General features: G+C 74.1%; 12 protein-coding genes and 1 pseudogene. 7 read left to right on the forward strand and 6 right to left on the reverse strand.

All coding sequences use genetic code 11. The features are described from left to right. Nucleotides 1-186: 186 nt before the first annotated feature. A complete protein-coding gene (locus RM540_RS13860; protein ID WP_311665133.1) occupies nucleotides 187-1401 on the reverse strand; it encodes a 3-oxoacyl-[acyl-carrier-protein] synthase III C-terminal domain-containing protein in 1215 nt (404 codons plus the stop codon). 213 nt (nucleotides 1402-1614) lie between these two features. Between RM540_RS13860 and RM540_RS13865 the strand changes: the two genes are divergently transcribed. The 3 genes from RM540_RS13865 to RM540_RS13875 all read left to right on the forward strand — a co-directional run bounded on the left by RM540_RS13865 (nucleotide 1615) and on the right by RM540_RS13875 (nucleotide 4083). Next, complete coding sequence (locus RM540_RS13865; RefSeq protein ID WP_311665135.1) at nucleotides 1615-2484, forward strand: sulfurtransferase; 870 nt, start codon at nucleotides 1615-1617, stop codon at nucleotides 2482-2484. A gap of 97 nt (nucleotides 2485-2581) precedes the next feature. Next, the gene (locus RM540_RS13870; RefSeq protein ID WP_311665137.1) at nucleotides 2582-3052 is read left to right on the forward strand and encodes a SufE family protein; all 471 of its coding nucleotides are present in this window, start codon (nucleotides 2582-2584) and stop codon (nucleotides 3050-3052) included. After that, a complete protein-coding gene (locus RM540_RS13875) occupies nucleotides 3049-4083 on the forward strand; it encodes a glycerophosphodiester phosphodiesterase family protein (protein ID WP_311665139.1) in 1035 nt (344 codons plus the stop codon). Before RM540_RS13870 ends, RM540_RS13875 begins: the two co-directional genes overlap by 4 nt. 21 nt (nucleotides 4084-4104) lie before the next feature. On the opposite strand, the gene RM540_RS13880 is transcribed toward RM540_RS13875, so the two are convergent. Then, nucleotides 4105-5766 (reverse strand): DUF2357 domain-containing protein, encoded by a 1662-nt coding sequence (locus RM540_RS13880; protein WP_311665141.1) that lies wholly within the window; start codon nucleotides 5764-5766, stop codon nucleotides 4105-4107. A gap of 47 nt (nucleotides 5767-5813) precedes the next feature. On the opposite strand from RM540_RS13880, the gene RM540_RS13885 reads away from it, so the two are divergent. Further along, nucleotides 5814-6431, forward strand: a complete 618-nt coding sequence (locus tag RM540_RS13885; RefSeq protein ID WP_311665143.1) for a GNAT family N-acetyltransferase — start codon at nucleotides 5814-5816, stop codon at nucleotides 6429-6431. Nucleotides 6432-6479: 48 nt separating this feature from the next. Here RM540_RS13885 and RM540_RS13890 read toward each other — a convergent pair whose 3' ends face one another. Genes RM540_RS13890 through RM540_RS13900 form a run of 3 tightly spaced genes read right to left on the reverse strand, consistent with a single transcriptional unit; the run spans nucleotide 6480 to nucleotide 8931 of the window. Continuing rightward, nucleotides 6480-8231: a DUF8727 domain-containing protein gene (locus RM540_RS13890; protein ID WP_311665146.1), complete on the reverse strand. Its 1752-nt coding sequence runs from the start codon at nucleotides 8229-8231 to the stop codon at nucleotides 6480-6482. Then, nucleotides 8228-8608, reverse strand: coding sequence for a HEPN domain-containing protein (locus RM540_RS13895; protein WP_311665148.1), 381 nt, complete (start codon nucleotides 8606-8608; stop codon nucleotides 8228-8230). The genes RM540_RS13890 and RM540_RS13895 overlap by 4 nt, the downstream gene beginning before the upstream one ends. Continuing rightward, nucleotides 8605-8931 carry a nucleotidyltransferase family protein gene (locus tag RM540_RS13900; RefSeq protein WP_311665150.1) on the reverse strand — a complete coding sequence of 109 codons (327 nt, stop codon included), beginning with the start codon at nucleotides 8929-8931 and terminating at the stop codon, nucleotides 8605-8607. The genes RM540_RS13895 and RM540_RS13900 overlap by 4 nt, the downstream gene beginning before the upstream one ends. A 117-nt stretch (nucleotides 8932-9048) precedes the next feature. Between RM540_RS13900 and uvrB the strand changes: the two genes are divergently transcribed. Both uvrB and rpmE read left to right on the forward strand, forming a co-directional pair. Further along, nucleotides 9049-11133 (forward strand): excinuclease ABC subunit UvrB, encoded by a 2085-nt coding sequence (gene uvrB, locus RM540_RS13905; RefSeq protein ID WP_311665152.1) that lies wholly within the window; start codon nucleotides 9049-9051, stop codon nucleotides 11131-11133. 179 nt (nucleotides 11134-11312) lie between these two features. Further along, nucleotides 11313-11519 (forward strand): annotated as a pseudogene (rpmE, locus tag RM540_RS13910) (50S ribosomal protein L31); the annotation flags it as partial. 314 nt (nucleotides 11520-11833) lie between these two features. Here rpmE and RM540_RS13915 read toward each other — a convergent pair. Further along, nucleotides 11834-12868: a zinc-binding dehydrogenase gene (locus tag RM540_RS13915; RefSeq protein ID WP_311665154.1), complete on the reverse strand. Its 1035-nt coding sequence runs from the start codon at nucleotides 12866-12868 to the stop codon at nucleotides 11834-11836. 187 nt (nucleotides 12869-13055) lie between these two features. On the opposite strand from RM540_RS13915, the gene RM540_RS13920 reads away from it, so the two are divergent. Then, the gene (locus RM540_RS13920; protein ID WP_311665156.1) at nucleotides 13056-14414 is read left to right on the forward strand and encodes a thymidine phosphorylase; all 1359 of its coding nucleotides are present in this window, start codon (nucleotides 13056-13058) and stop codon (nucleotides 14412-14414) included. Nucleotides 14415-14451 lie beyond the last annotated feature (37 nt).

Consider the following 14451-nt stretch of genomic DNA (forward strand, 5'->3'; position numbering starts at 1 on the left):
GCCCGCTGTGCCGGGGGTGGGGCGGGTGCCGTAGCGCCGTTGCATGCAACGGCGTAGCGCGGCCGGGCGGGGCGGCCACGGGCGGGGCAGCACCGTTCTCAGACCGCCCCGCCCGCGTGACGCGGCGGGCGCGCCGCTCTGAAATCAGCCACCCCGCCCCACTGATCCTACTGAACCACTGATCTTCTACTGACCGACTGCCCCCCCGCCCTTCCGCAGCAGGTTGCCCGTCACCGTCAGGCCGGGGCCGAAGGCGACGGAGCCGACGAGGGCGCCGGCCGGCACGTCGTCGTCCTGGAGCACGCGGTCCCAGATGTGGGGGAGCGTCGTCGACGACATGTTGCCGCGCTCGCGGAGCACGCCCTGGCTGTGGCGGACGCGGTCCTCGCCGACGCCGAGCGCCTCGGCCGTGCTCTCGATCACACGCGGGCCGCCGGGGTGGACGGCCAGCACGTCGAGGTCGTCTACCTCCAGCCCGTTCCGCGCCAGGAATGCCCCGAACGCGCCGGCGACGTGGGCGCGGATGTGGGCCGGCACCTCGCGGCTCAGCGTCATCGCGAACCCGCCGTCGGCCGGCCGCCACGTCATCTCGTCGAGCGTATCGGGGAGGATGGCCTCGAAGTGGTCGAGGAGCGCGAAGTGCGGCCCGGGCGGGGGCTGGACCGTCACGTCGAGCCGAGCCGCGCCGTCGGCGAACAGGACCTGCTGCACGATCCGGTCCGGGTCCGTCGTGGCGGGGTGGTGGTGGAGCGTGCACACCTCGACGAGGAGCACCGACGTCCGCGCGTCCGCCCCGCCCAGGGCCGCCCCGCCCGGCTCGTCGCCCGCGGCGACGGCGCGGGCGGCCGTGGCCGTGGCGAGGTCGGCGGCGGTCGCGAGGGCGGGGAGGGCCGCGTAGCACCCCATGTGGCCCACGCTCAGGAGCCGCGTCCGGTCGGCCCAGCCGCGCGCGGCGACGAGGCGCTGGACGGCGCTCGGGCTGTCGTAGCCCGTGCAGCTCACCTGGAGGAGCGCGTCGGGCGGCTCGGCGTCGCCGGCGAACGCGTCGTGCGCGATCGCCTCGGCGGTCTCCGCGAACACGGCCATCCGCGCGTCGAGCGACGCCCGGTACCACGGGGCCGCCCCGCCCCCGACCTGCCCGTCGCCGCTGGGCGGGGCGGCGTGGACCCGCATCCGGTCCCAATCCTGGTGCGCGTAGTCCTCGAGCGCCGTCCGCCGCGTGTCGATCGCGCTCCGCCGGCCGAGCAGGTCGTAGAGCCGGAGCGCCCGGTCGAGGTCCGGGACCGGCGCGGTCTCGGCCACGCGCTGAAGAGCCGCCTTCATCCAGGCCACGCCGTCCTCCTGGCGGAGGAGGTGTCCGAACGCGAGGGGGCGGGCAGTGAGGTAAGCGCGGGGGGCCACGGGCGGGGAGGTGTAAGAGGGTTTAGTCGATACTTATCGGGGTCCGCCGCGGGTCCTAGCGCCCGCACATCTCAGGCGATGCCCCGGGCGCGGCCGCCGCCCCGCCCAGGGGAGACCGGGTGAAGGCGCCTGCGCGCCCGGGCGGGGCGGCACCCCGGCGCCCGTCGCGGGTTCGGCCCTGTAGCTTCCGCCACCCCGCCCCCGCGCCCGCCCATGTCCGACTACGCCCACCCCGAGGTCCTCGTCTCCACCGACTGGGTCGCGAACCACCTCGCCGACACCGAGAACGTCCGCGTGATCGAGTCCAACGAGGACGTCCTGCTCTACGCGACGGGCCACCTCCACAACGCCGTCCACGTCGACTGGCAGACGGACCTCCAGGACGAGGAGGTCCGCGACTACATCAGCCAGAAGCAGTTCGAGCGGCTGTGCTCGAAGCTCGGCATCCGCCCCGACACGACGGTCGTGTTCTACGGCGACAAGTCGAACTGGTGGGCCTGCTACGCCTTCTGGACGTTCACCATGTTCGGCCACAAGGACTGCCGGGTCATGGACGGCGGCCGGGCCAAGTGGGAGGCCGAGGGGCGCACGCTGACGACCGACGCCCCGGACTTCGAGAGCACGGACTACACCGTCGCCGCGCCGCAGCCGACGGTCCGCGCCTTCCGCGACGAGGTCCTCCGCCACATGGAGGACGGCGGGGCGATGGTCGACGTGCGCAGCCCGCAGGAGTTTATCGGCGAGGTCACGCACGCCCCGGGCAACCCGAACTCGGAGGCCGCCCTCCGCGGGGGCCACATCCCGGGCGCCTCGAACGTGCCGTGGAGCCGGGCCGCCGACGACGACGGCACGTTCAAGAGCCGCGAGGACCTGGAGGCCATCTACCTCGACGAACAGGGGCTGAGCCCCAAGGAGCCGACGATCGCCTACTGCCGCATCGGCGAGCGCTCCAGCCACACGTGGTTCGTGCTCCGCTACCTCCTCGGGTTCAAGAACGTCAAGAACTACGACGGCTCGTGGACCGAGTGGGGCAACCTCGTCGGCGCGCCGATCGAGAAGGGCGAGCCCGACGAGGGGGAGTAGAGGCCAGGGAATGGGGACTGGGAAATAGAGTCTCCGTTTCGACCACCCCGCCCGCTCTGCCCGTTCCTGTTTCCCGTTTCCTAGTTCCCTGCAGTTGATGAACGCCCGCCTCCAGGAGATCGCCGACGAGTTGGCCTCCGTCCCGCCCGAGATGCAGGTCGAGCTCCTGCTCGAACACGCCCGGCAGTTCCCGCCGCTCCCCGAGAAGTACCAGGCGGCCCGCGACGCCGGGCTCGGCCGGGTGCACGAGTGCCAAGCCGAGGTCTACTTTTTCCCCGAGGTCGAACCCGACGCCGAGGGCGGGGCGGTCCGCATCCACGCCGACATTCCGGGCCACGCGCCGACGCAGCGGGCGCTCGTCGGCATCCTGATGGAGGCGTACGACGGGGCGCCACCGGCTGAGGTCGCCGCCATCCCCGGCGACCTCCTCCGGCAGCTGGGCGTGGCGAAGCTGCTCGGCGTGCAGCGGCAGCGCGGGTTCGCCGGCGTCCTCGCCCGGCTCAAGCACGGGGTCGCCGAAGCGGCCGCCGACCCAGACGGCGACGCCTCGGGCGGGGTGGAAGCGTGACCCTCGGCCTCCGCCCCGCCCCGCCCCACGACGTTTCGCTCCGCCCCACCCCGCCCCGCCCGCTCTGGCGGGGCGGGGTGGCCGCATTCGCCTCCCTGCTGGCCGTCGCGCTCGGCGCGTGCGGCTCGCCCCGCCCGCTCGCCCTGGAGGAGCGGCCGGCGGACCGCGTGGTCGTGCCCACATCGTCGGTCCACTACCGCGACTACGACACGGCGGACGACCTCGCGGCGGCGCTCCGGTGGCGGCCCGGGGCGCCGGTCCTGGTCAGCGCGCACCGCGGCGCTCCGCCCCACGGGCTCCCCGAGAACTCGCTCGCCACGTTCGAGCACGCGCTCAACTTCGCGCCGGCCCTCATCGAAACCGACGTCCGGCGGACGGCCGACGGCGTCCTTGTGCTCATGCACGACGAGACGCTCGACCGGACGACGACTGGGACGGGCCGCGTCGACGAGACCTCGTTCGAGGCGATCCGCTCGCTCCGGCTCGTGACCGAGGACAGCCTCGTCACCTCGTTCCGCGTGCCGACACTCGCCGAGGCGCTGGCGTGGGCTGAAGCCCGGACGGTCCTGCTCCTCGACGTCAAATCGGACGTGCCGTACGAGGAGCTGGTCGCCGAAGTCGAGCGGCTGGAAGCGGCCGACCAGTCCGCCGTCATCGTGTACTCGCTGGAGGACCACCTCCGGCTCTACGCCCTCGACCCCGACCTCGTCGTGTCGAGCACGGCCGAGACCGTCGCCGCCGCCGACGCGCTCCTCGCTTCGGACGTCGACCTGAGCCGCGTGGTGGCGTGGACCGGCGTCGGCCCGCCCGACGCCGACGTGGTCGCGCGGCTCCACGCGGCCGGCATCCGCGCCCAGGCCGGCGCCTACGGGGCGATCGACGACGAGGCCGCCGCGACCGCGACGGCGGAGCCCTACGACGCCCTCCTCGTCACCGGCGTCGACGTGATCGGGACCGACGAGGTGGCCGCCGCCGCCCTCGCCGCGCGCCGAGCCAACGCAAACCGCCCCGCCCCGTCGCCCCGCCCGTAGGCGAGGGCGGGGCGGTCAGCGCTACGGCTCGATCAGCCGCGTGAGCAGCGCCCGCAGCGCGCCCTCGTGCCCCGGCCGCAGCGGCACGGCACCGACACCGAGCGCGTCCAGGCTCGTCCACAGCCGCGACGTGCGGAACGCGGGGTCGTCGTCGCCCGGAAAAAGCGCCGCGGCGAGGTCGACGACGCCGGCCTCCCCGCCCGGCCCGACGATGGCGTCGCGGTAGCGGTGGAGCGTGCCGAGCGCGTCCTCGGGCGGCCCGGCGGCGCCGTGGCGGCGGCGGTAGCCGGCCGCGTCGTCGCGGCGGTACTTGGCGTCGAGCACGACGCGGCGCGTCGGCCGCCCCGCCCGGTTGCGGTCGGCCGGATTGCGGCCCGCTTGGCGCACGGTCAGCCACAGGTCCGGCCGCTGGACGAGGAGCGCGGGCGGGGCGGGAAAGCGCGGCTGGTACCGGACCTCGACGGCCGCCGCCCCGCCCGCGAGCCCGACCGCCTGGTCCGGCCGCAGGCGGACGTCCGCGCCCTCGACGTCGACGGCCAGCCGGGGCGGGGCGGAGAGTCCGAGCACAGCGGCGGCGGTGCGCACGACGACGAGCGCCGCCCACGTCTCGTAGAGGACGGCGAGGTCCTGCGTCGCCACGTCGAGGCCGCCGCTCTGGAGGTCGAGGCCGCGCTCGGCGGCGCGGAGGGCGTCGTAGGCCGCGGCGTAGGCGGGGCGGCGGCGGAGCACGAGCGGCGGCACCGCAGGCGCACGTCCCGCCCCACCCAGCACGGGCCGCGCGCGGACGCGGCGCAGGCGCGCCTCCAACCCTGCGATCTCGCGGCGCACGGACTCGCGCCGCGCCGTCGGGCGCCGCCGCACCTCGTCCGCCGCGAGCGCGCCCAGCCGCGAGACCAGGCGGTCGAGCGCCGCCCCGATCCAGCGGTGGGCCGCCGTGTCGTCCGTGAGCCGGGCGGGGCGGCCGGGGAGGACGCCCGCCATCCCGCCCCGGCGCGCGGCGGACCGCGTCTCGGGCGACGCCCGCCGCAGCCGGTCGGCGCGGACGGCGCGGGCGGGGCGGACCGTCTCCAGCGCCGGCCGCCGGTCGATCTCAGCGACGGCGTCCTCCAGCGCCCCGACCGACGCGGCGAGCGCGGCGAGCCACACGGGCGGGGCGGGGCGGCCCTCGCGGGCGCCGCCGGCGAGCGTGGCCGGACGCAGCGAGGCCACCGACAGCCCGGCCGCCGCCGCCTCGACGTCCGCGCGCATGGCCTCGACGTCGGAGAGCGGCAGCTTGGTCGGGGCGACCGTCACCTCCAACTCGACCTCGGGCCGCCCGCCGGCGCGGACGACGAACCGCGCCCTCCCCGCCTGCGACCCGAACCGGACGCGTCCATGCACCACGCGCCCGCCGTCGGCCGCGACGAGGCCGCCCACGACGACCGGGTCCCGGTGCTCCAGCGACACCGGCTCGCCGGACAGGCTCTGGACGAGGACGGCGTAGCTGGTTTCCTCCTCCAGCACCACGTCCCGCTCGTCGGACGCGGCCGCCCCGCCCGCATCCAGCCGGAGCCCCGCCCCGAGCGCCCGCGCCACGAGCGGGGCGGGGCGGCCGGCGTCCGACGCGGAGCCCCGGGCGGGGCGGGGCGGGCCGCTCCACGTCAGGCGGAGGGCGGCGGTCTCGATGGTGAAGAGTGTTTGCACAGCGGCCGTATGCTAGCGCCTCCCCACCTCGCCCTTTGGGTCCGCTCGTGGAGCCGACTGTGGAGCCGTTCGTCCTCCGTCTCACGCTCGACGACGGGCGCCCGGTGGCGCTGCGCCCGGTCGTGCCCGAAGACCGGGAGCGGCTGGCGCAGGGGTTCGCGGAGCTGTCCGAGGAGTCGCGGCGGCTCCGGTTTCTGGGCTCGGTCTCGACGCTCAGCGACGCCGCCCTCCGCTACCTCACCGAGGTCGACCACGTCGACCACGTCGCGTGGGGCGCCCTCGACCTCACCGACCCCGACGCGCCCGGCTTCGGCGTCGGCCGGTGGATCCGGCTGCAGAGCGAGCCCGACGTGGCCGAGTTCTCGGTCACCGTCCTCGACACGGCGCAGGGGCTGGGCGTGGGCAAGCTGCTCCTGGCTGTCCTCGCCGTCGCCGCCGAGCCGCTCGGCGTGCGCACGCTTCGGGGCCTCGTCGGCCGCGAGAACGACCGGATGACGACCTGGCTCCGCCGCCTCGGCGCGACGACGCGCAGCGACGGGCAAGACCTCGTCATGGACGTCCCGGTCCCCGTCGACGCCGCCCACAGCCGCTCTGCCGCCACCTTTACCCAGACGTGCGGGGCGATCCGGAATGCGAGGGGTGGGGAAACAGGAAAGGGGAAATAGGCAAGAGGGAAAAGGCTCCTCTGGCTCCTATTCCCCATTTCCCGCGTTTCACGCCCAGAACGAGGCGACGCCGTCGTCGAGCGCGCCCTCGGCGACGCGGGCGAGGCGCGCGGCCGTGCGCGGGAAGCGGGCGCCGTCGAGCGACGTGGGCCGTCCCGCCCCCGCCCACCCGTCGACGAGGTCCCGGGCGGGGCGGTCCGGCTCGCCGGCGGCCCAGGCCAGGAGCGCGTAGACGGCGGCGCGGGCCGGCACGCGGGCGCCGTCGATGCGCGGGAGGACCTTGGTGAGCAGCGCCACGTCGACCGCGTCCACCCCGCCCCCTTCGTCGGTGCGGAAGGCGCCCGGCGTCTCGCCCGCGTGGACGACGAACAGGGCCGCCTCGTCGCGCGCCCGGTAGCCGACGCCCAGCCCGGCTGGGTCCAGGATCGCGCTCGCCTCGGAGACCGCCGCGACCGTCTGCCGCACGGCCTCCCGCTCGTCCGCGTCCAGCGCCGCCCCGCCCAGACGGACGGCCCGGGGCGTCCACGCCGACGCCGGCCATGCTTCGGCTGCGGGCGGGGCGGGCGGGGCGGCGTCCCAGGCGGCGAGGTCGCGGGCGGCCAACTCGATCACGAACGCCCGGTCGAGCACCTTCCGGCTGAATGCGTGCGCGCTCTCGTCCACGTTCACCGTCCCCACGAGGGCGAGGTTGGGCGGCAGACGGACGGCCTGCCACGCGGCCTCTTCGACGTCCAGTTGGTCCGTGAGGAGCGGGGCGCTCTCCCACCCGCCCGGCGCGGGGCGGCGGTCCTCGACGCGCGACAGGACCTCGGCGAGGTAGTGCTCGGGGCGCCCCAGGTTCATCTCGTCCAGCACGAGCGTCCAGAAGCGGGCGGGGTGGCTAGACGCCTGCCGCGCCGCGCGCAGGACGGCGCCCGGGCGGAAGCGGCCGGCCAGGTCGGTGTACCCCATCGTCTCGCCCGGGTCCGTCCAGTCCGGGCGGACCGGGACCACGACGGCCGCCCCGCCCGTGGCCTCGGCGACGAGGGCGGGGAGGCGGCTTTTGCCCACGCCCGTCACGCCGGCCAGGAGCACGAGCGGCTTGGTGCGGAGCGCCGTCACGTAGGCGGCCACCTCCCACGGAGCGAAAACGAACCCGCGCGCAGCGAGCGCCTCGATCAGCCGCTCGGTCGCCTCGGCGCGGTCGAAGCCCCGGGGCGCGACGTAGCCGACGCCGGGCTCCGCGACCACCCCGCCCCGCTCGGTCTGGGCGGGCGGGGCGGCGCTCTCCGGCCGGTCGCCCTCAGGCGGCGCGGCGGGGCGGGGCGGGGCGGCGTCGCGCGCCTCGCGGACGGCTTCGACGGCGGCCATGAGCGCCTCGGGGTCGGCCCCAGCGCGGGCGCGGACGACGAACTCCAGCACCTTCCCGTCGATGGGCGGCAGCCGGTGGAGCACGCGCTGCACGACGCGCCGGAAGCGGGCCTCGGGCCGCACGTCGGCGTACTGGTCGAGCACGCGGAGGTCGCGGGCGAACCCGTCGTACGGCACCCACGCCTCCTCGGGCAGCACCACGACCGGCCGCACGCGGACCCGGTGCGGCGCGTGGCGCCCGGGCACGAGCGCCGTCGCGTCCTCGAACGGCCGGCCGACGACCTCAAACTGACCGGCGATCACGCGGCTGCCGGGGACGTAGGCGAACACGTGGTCGCCGGGGCAGACCTCGTCGAGCCGCTTCCGCCCCTGCTGCCGGAGCGCGAACGTCTGCGTCCGCACGACGGCGGGGTACAGGTCGGGCGGGACGGACCAGAGCCAGTAGGTCACTGCGCCTCGACCCAGGCGGCCACGTCGGCGACGAACGCTTCCGCATCCGCCACGGCCTCCCGGGCCGCGTCGGCCCCGACTTCTCGGCCGACGTGGTAGTCCGCGTCGTTCCGCAGCCTCGCCAACTCGTCGAGCGTCCGGGAGTGGCGCTTCTCGAACGGACCGCCCTGCACGAACAGGGCGCCGAACCGCGTACGAACGCCGGCGTGCGTCTTCGGGCGCTCCCCCCTCGCAGCCAGCGCTGCCACAGCCGCGTGGAAGACGGCGTAGTACGCCCGGGACGCCGCGTGCCGAGAGAAGCCGCCGTCGCGGTCTCTCCGGGCCACTACCAGGTCGTCGTGCGCGAGGGCGAGGAGGTCAGGGACAGAGCCGGTCATGCGGGGAGCGGCAGGGCGTCCTCACGGACGTTCTGGATGAATGACCAATTTCGCTCGTACAGCGCCTCGTCCACGACGACGATCGAGAGCGCCGGACCAAACTCGAACATGAGGTCGACGGAGATGTCCGAGAGCGGCTTCCCCTCCTCCCACGCGTCGACCTCCCCGCCCAGCACGACCAGCACGTCCACGTCGGACTCCTCGGTCGCCTCGCCGCGGGCGTACGACCCGAACAGGACGGCTCGGACGAGGCGGTCGCCGTAGTGCGCCTCCAGCCGCCGACGGAGGGCGGGGAGGAATCCGTCAGGGAGCGTCGCAGGCACGGGCGGGCGGGGCGGTCGGAACGGCGGGCGGGGCTCCAACTTACACGGCTCGTCTGACGCACGGTTGTCAGCCGGGGCCGCTACGTTCCCCGGCTGCCCCCACCCCGCCCCGCCCTCATGGCCACGATCCAGCGCATCCGCTCGCCGTTCACGCTCGACACGGCGTTCACGCCGATGGGCGACCAGCCCCGCGCCATCGAGGAGCTGACCGAGGGCGTCTTCCGCGGCGACCCCTACCAGACGCTGCTCGGGGCCACGGGCACGGGCAAAACGTTCACGGCCGCCAACGTCATCCGCAACGTCGGGAAACCGACGCTCGTGATCTCGCACAACAAGACGCTCGCGGCCCAGCTCTACGCCGAGTTCCGGACGTTCTTCCCGGACAACGCCGTCGAGTTCTTCATCTCCTACTACGACTACTACCAGCCCGAGGCCTACATCGTCTCGTCCGACACGTACATCGAGAAGGACATGGCGATCAACGAGGAGATCGACCGACTGAGGCTGCGGGCGACGTCGGCGCTCGTGAGCGGGCGGAAGGACGTGGTGATCGTGGCGTCCGTGTCGTGCATCTACGGGCTGGGCAACCCGGACGAGTACAAAAAGCAGCTCGTCCAGGTCACGCCGGGGCAGGAGACCGATCGCGACGAGCTGCTCTTGAAGCTCGTCAACATCTTCTACAACCGGAACGACGTCGACTTTACGCCCGGCACGTTCCGCGTGCGCGGCGACGTGGTCGAGGTGTTCCCGGCCTACTTCGAGGACCAGGCCTACCGCATCGTGTTCTGGGGCGACGAGGTCGAGCGGATCGCCCGGATCAACCCGCTCACCGGCGACGAGCTGGCGCTGGAGTCGGACACGCTCACGATCTACCCGGCCAAGCACTTCGTGACGCCGAAGGACCAGGTCGACCGGGCCATCGCGGGCATCGAGGAGGAGCTCCGGTGGCGGCTCGCGATCCTCCGCAACGAGGGCAACATGATCGCGGCGCAGCGGATCGAGCAGCGGACGCTGTTCGACATCGAGATGATCAAGGAGATCGGGTACTGCTCGGGGATCGAGAACTACAGCCGCCACATGGACGGCCGCGAGCCGGGCACCCGGCCGTACTGCCTGCTCGACTACTTCGAAAAAAACCACGGCGAGGACTGGCAGATGGTCATCGACGAGAGCCACGTGACGATCCCCCAGGTCCGCGGGATGTACAACGGCGACCGCGCGCGCAAGCTGAACCTCGTCGAGCACGGGTTCCGGCTGCCGTCGGCGATGGACAACCGGCCGCTCACGTTCGAGGAGTTCGAGCGCTTCCACCACAACGTGACCTTCGTGAGCGCGACGCCGGCCGACTACGAGCTCGAGCAGTCGGGCGGGGTGGTGGTCGAGCAGATCATCCGCCCGACGGGCATCCTGGACCCGGTCGTCGAGGTCCGGCCGGTGGAGGGCCAGATCGACGACCTGCTGGGCGAGATCCGCGACCGCGTCAAGGCCGGCGGGCGCGTGCTCGTGACCACGCTCACGAAGCGGATGGCCGAGGACCTGACCGACTACCTCGACAGCTTCGGCGTCCGCGTGCGCTACCTCCACTCGGACATCGACGCGCTGGAGCGGGTCGACATCCTGCGCGACCTGCGGCTGGGCGAGTTCGACGTGCTCGTCGGGATCAACCTGCTCCGCGAGGGGCTCGACCTGCCCGAAGTAAACCTCGTCGCGATCCTGGACGCGGACAAAGAGGGATTCCTGCGGTCCGAGCGCTCGCTCATCCAGACGGCGGGGCGGGCGGCCCGGAACGCCGAGTCCGTCGTGGTCCTATACGCCGACCGCGTGACGGACTCGATGGCGCGCATGATGGAGGAGACCGAGCGCCGCCGCGAGATCCAGGCGGCGTACAACGAGGAGCACGGGGTCACGCCGACGACCGTCACCAAGTCCATCGACGAGGTCCGCCGCGGGACAGCGATCGCCGACCACAAGGCGGAGCAGGACGAGCGCCGCGCCAAGCAGGCGACGACCTACTACAGCGGCCCAGACCAGCTCCCGAAGGTGGCCGACCCGGTCGTGAAGTACCTGACGGACGACCAGAAGCGGGACCTCGTCGCGCAGCTGACGCGCGAGATGGACGAGGCGGCCGAGAACCTGGAGTTCGAGAAGGCCGCCGAGCTCCGGGACTCCGTCGCCCAGATCGAGGCCACGCTCGCCGCCTGACCACCCCGCCCGCGCCCGTAGGGGCGGGGCGGCAGAGGGATCGGGGCGGGGTGGTCCCGACCTGAGCGCCCCCCCGCCCCGAGCGCCCCCGCGAAGACCGGGGGAACACGGGCGGGGCGGCTTGGGCGGACCCGCCCCGCCCGCGTACCTTTTCGGTTCTGACTCCGCGCCCCCGACCGATGAAGACCGACATCCACCCCGACTACACGTTCGTCACCGTCACGCTCGCGGACGGGTCCGAGTTCACGACGCGCTCGACGATGGACCGCGACGAGCTCCGCTCCGAGGTCGACTCGTCGAACCACCCGTTCTACACGGGCAAGAAGACGATGGTCGACACGGCCGGCCGCGTCGAGAAGTTCATGCGCCGCTACGGGAAGGCCCAGGCCAAGACCATCGGCAACGACGACGAGGGCGCCGACAACGCCGAGGGCACCGTGACGACCGACGCCGGTCCGGCGACGACGCCCGCCGAGGAGACCCCGGCCGCGGCGTAGCGCCGCCGGCACGGACGACTGCGAACGGGGCGGGCTGCGCGATGCGGCCCGCCCCGTTTCTATGACCACCCCGCCCACCACGCGCGGGCGGGGCGGCGCTGCGAATGCGGACACCACGCGTGGTGTCCCTACGATTGATGGCGTGGCCGGGGCGGGGCGGGGCCTGCCCTGACCACCCCGCCCACAACGCGCGGGCGGGGCGGCTACGGCCGCAGGAGGACCTTGCCGCGGTTTTTGCGGTCCTCGATGTAGCGGTGCGCCTCGGCCGCCTCGTCGAACGAGAACACGCGGTCCACGTAGGGCCGGACGTGGCCGGCGTCGTAGAGCGAGAGCACGGCGCGCGCCCACCCCGCCACGCGCTCGCGGGCGTTCCACAGGTGGCCCACGTTGACGCCCATGACGCCCTCGTTTCGGCTCATGAGCCCGAGCGGGTTCGTCTTCACCCACGGCACGCCGAGGAGCATCTTGGCGAGGTCCACCTTGCTCCCGCCCGTCACCGACGAGATGCCGTAGACGAGGAGCCGGCCGCTCGGGGCCAGCGTCTTCAGGCTCCGGCCCCAGTGCTTCCCGCCGACGGCGTCGAGGACGAGGTCGACGCCCTCCCCGTCCGTCAGCCGCATGACCTCGTCGACGAAGTCGCGGTTGCGGTAGTCGATGGCGTGGGCGTAGCCCCGCTCGCGGACGTAGTCGTGCTTGCCCGGCGAGGCCGTCCCGTACAGCTCGGCACCGTAGGCCTTCCCGATGTCGGCGCACGCCGTCCCCACCCCGCCCGAAGCACCGTGGACGAGCACGCGGACGGGCCGCCCGCCCAGCTCGTCGGCCGGGCGCACGCTGCCCATGACGATCATCATCTGGAACGCCGTGAGGTAGTTGACCGGGATCGCCGCGCCCTCCTCGGCGCTCATGCCGTCGGGCCGGCGGAACGCGGCCACCTCGGGGACGGCCACCTTCGAGCCGTAGCCGCCGAAGCGCGTGAACGCCAGCACCGGGTCGCCCACGGCCAGCGACTCGACGCCCGCCCCGACGGCCGCGACGGTCCCCGCCACCTCGTAGCCGACGACGGCCGGGAGCGGCGGCGCGTCGGGGTAGAGCCCCTGCCGCGCCAGGATGTCCGCGAAGTTGATGCCGGCCGCCTCGACGTCGACGACCACCTCGCCCCGCCCCGCCCGCGGGTCAGGCGCCTCGCGGACGTCGAGGACGTCGGGCGGGCCGGCTTCGGGAATCCAGATCTGAGTCATGGGGAAGAGAGATGGAGGGACAAGGGATGTGAGGGATGAGCGCGGGCGGGGTGGTCGGAGGGCGTCTGCCCATCCCTCCGTGCCTCTCCCATCCCTCTCCTCCCGAGAACGCCCGCGCCGGTGGGGAGTTTGCGCCACCCCGCCCGGGGCTCCCCTTCGTCATTCCGCATTCTCCATTCCGCACTCGATGAACGTCGTCCGCCTGATCACCCAGAAGCGCGACGGGGGCGAGGTCGCCCCCGACGACCTCACCGCCCTCGTTGACGCCTACACGGCCGGCGACGTGCCCGACTACCAGATGGCCGCGTTCCTCATGGCCGCCTTCGTGCGCGGGCTGGGCGACGCCGAGGCCGCCGCGCTCACACGCGCCATGCTCCACAGCGGCCGCGTCCTTGACCTGAGCGACGTGCCTGGCGCCAAGGTCGACAAGCACTCGACGGGCGGCGTAGGCGACAAGGTGTCGCTCGTGCTCGCCCCGCTCGTGGCCGCGTGCGGCGTGCCGGTGCCCATGATCTCGGGGCGCGGGCTCGGCCACACCGGCGGCACGCTCGACAAGCTCGAAGCCATCCCCGGATTCCGCACCGACCTCTCGATCGATGAGTACCGCGACGTGCTCGGCCGCGTGGGGACCGTCATGATCGGGCAGACGGCCGAGATCGCGCCGGCCGACAAAAAGATCTACGCGCTCCGCGACGTGACCGGCACCGTCGAGTCGATCCCCCTCATCGCCGCCTCCATCCTGTCGAAAAAGCTGGCCGAGGGCATCGACGCGCTCGTGCTCGACGTGAAGTGCGGGCGGGGCGCGTTCATGAAGGACGAGGCGCAGGCGCGGCGCCTCGCCGAGACGCTCGTCGGCGTGGCCGAGCGCGAGGGGACGCCCGCCGTCGCGCTCCTCACCCGCATGGACGTCCCGCTGGGCCGCGCGGTCGGGAACGGCCCCGAGACCGCCGAGGCCGTCTCCATCCTGCGCGACGAGACGCCGACCGGCGGCGCCTGCGACGACACCGTCGAGGTCACGGTCGCGCTCGCCGGCGAGATGCTGGCCCTGGGCGGGGCGGCGCCCGACGCACACGCGGGGCGGGAGCAGGCCCGCGCCGCGCTCGCCGACGGGAGCGCGCTCGCCACGTTCCGCGCGCTCGTCGAGGCCCAGGACGGCGACGCGTCCGTGCTCGACCACCCCGCCCGGCTCATGGGCGAGCCCGTGGCGACCGTCGAGGCCGACCGCGCGGGCACCGTCGCCGACGTCGACGCGCTCGCGCTGGGCTACGCCGCCGTCGCGCTCGGGGCGGGGCGGGCGCGGAAGGAGGACGCCGTGGACCCGAAGGCCGGGTTCGTCCTCAACAAACGACCGGGCGAGCCCGTAGAGGCCGGCGAGCCGCTCGCGTTCGTCTACGCCTCCGACCCGGACCGCGCCGACACCGACGCCGTGCGGGCCGCGTTCACGGTCTCCGACGCCACCCCGCCCCGCCCCGCCGCCCTCGTCCTCGACCGCTACGCGGGTGGGGCGTGGGACGGACGCGCGGGCGGGGCGGATGGATCGGCCTGACCGCACGCCCGTTACATTCCCTCCCCCCTGCCTCACC

The organism is Rubrivirga litoralis (assembly GCF_031846415.1).
Lineage (GTDB): Bacteria > Bacteroidota > Rhodothermia > Rhodothermales > Rubricoccaceae > Rubrivirga > Rubrivirga litoralis.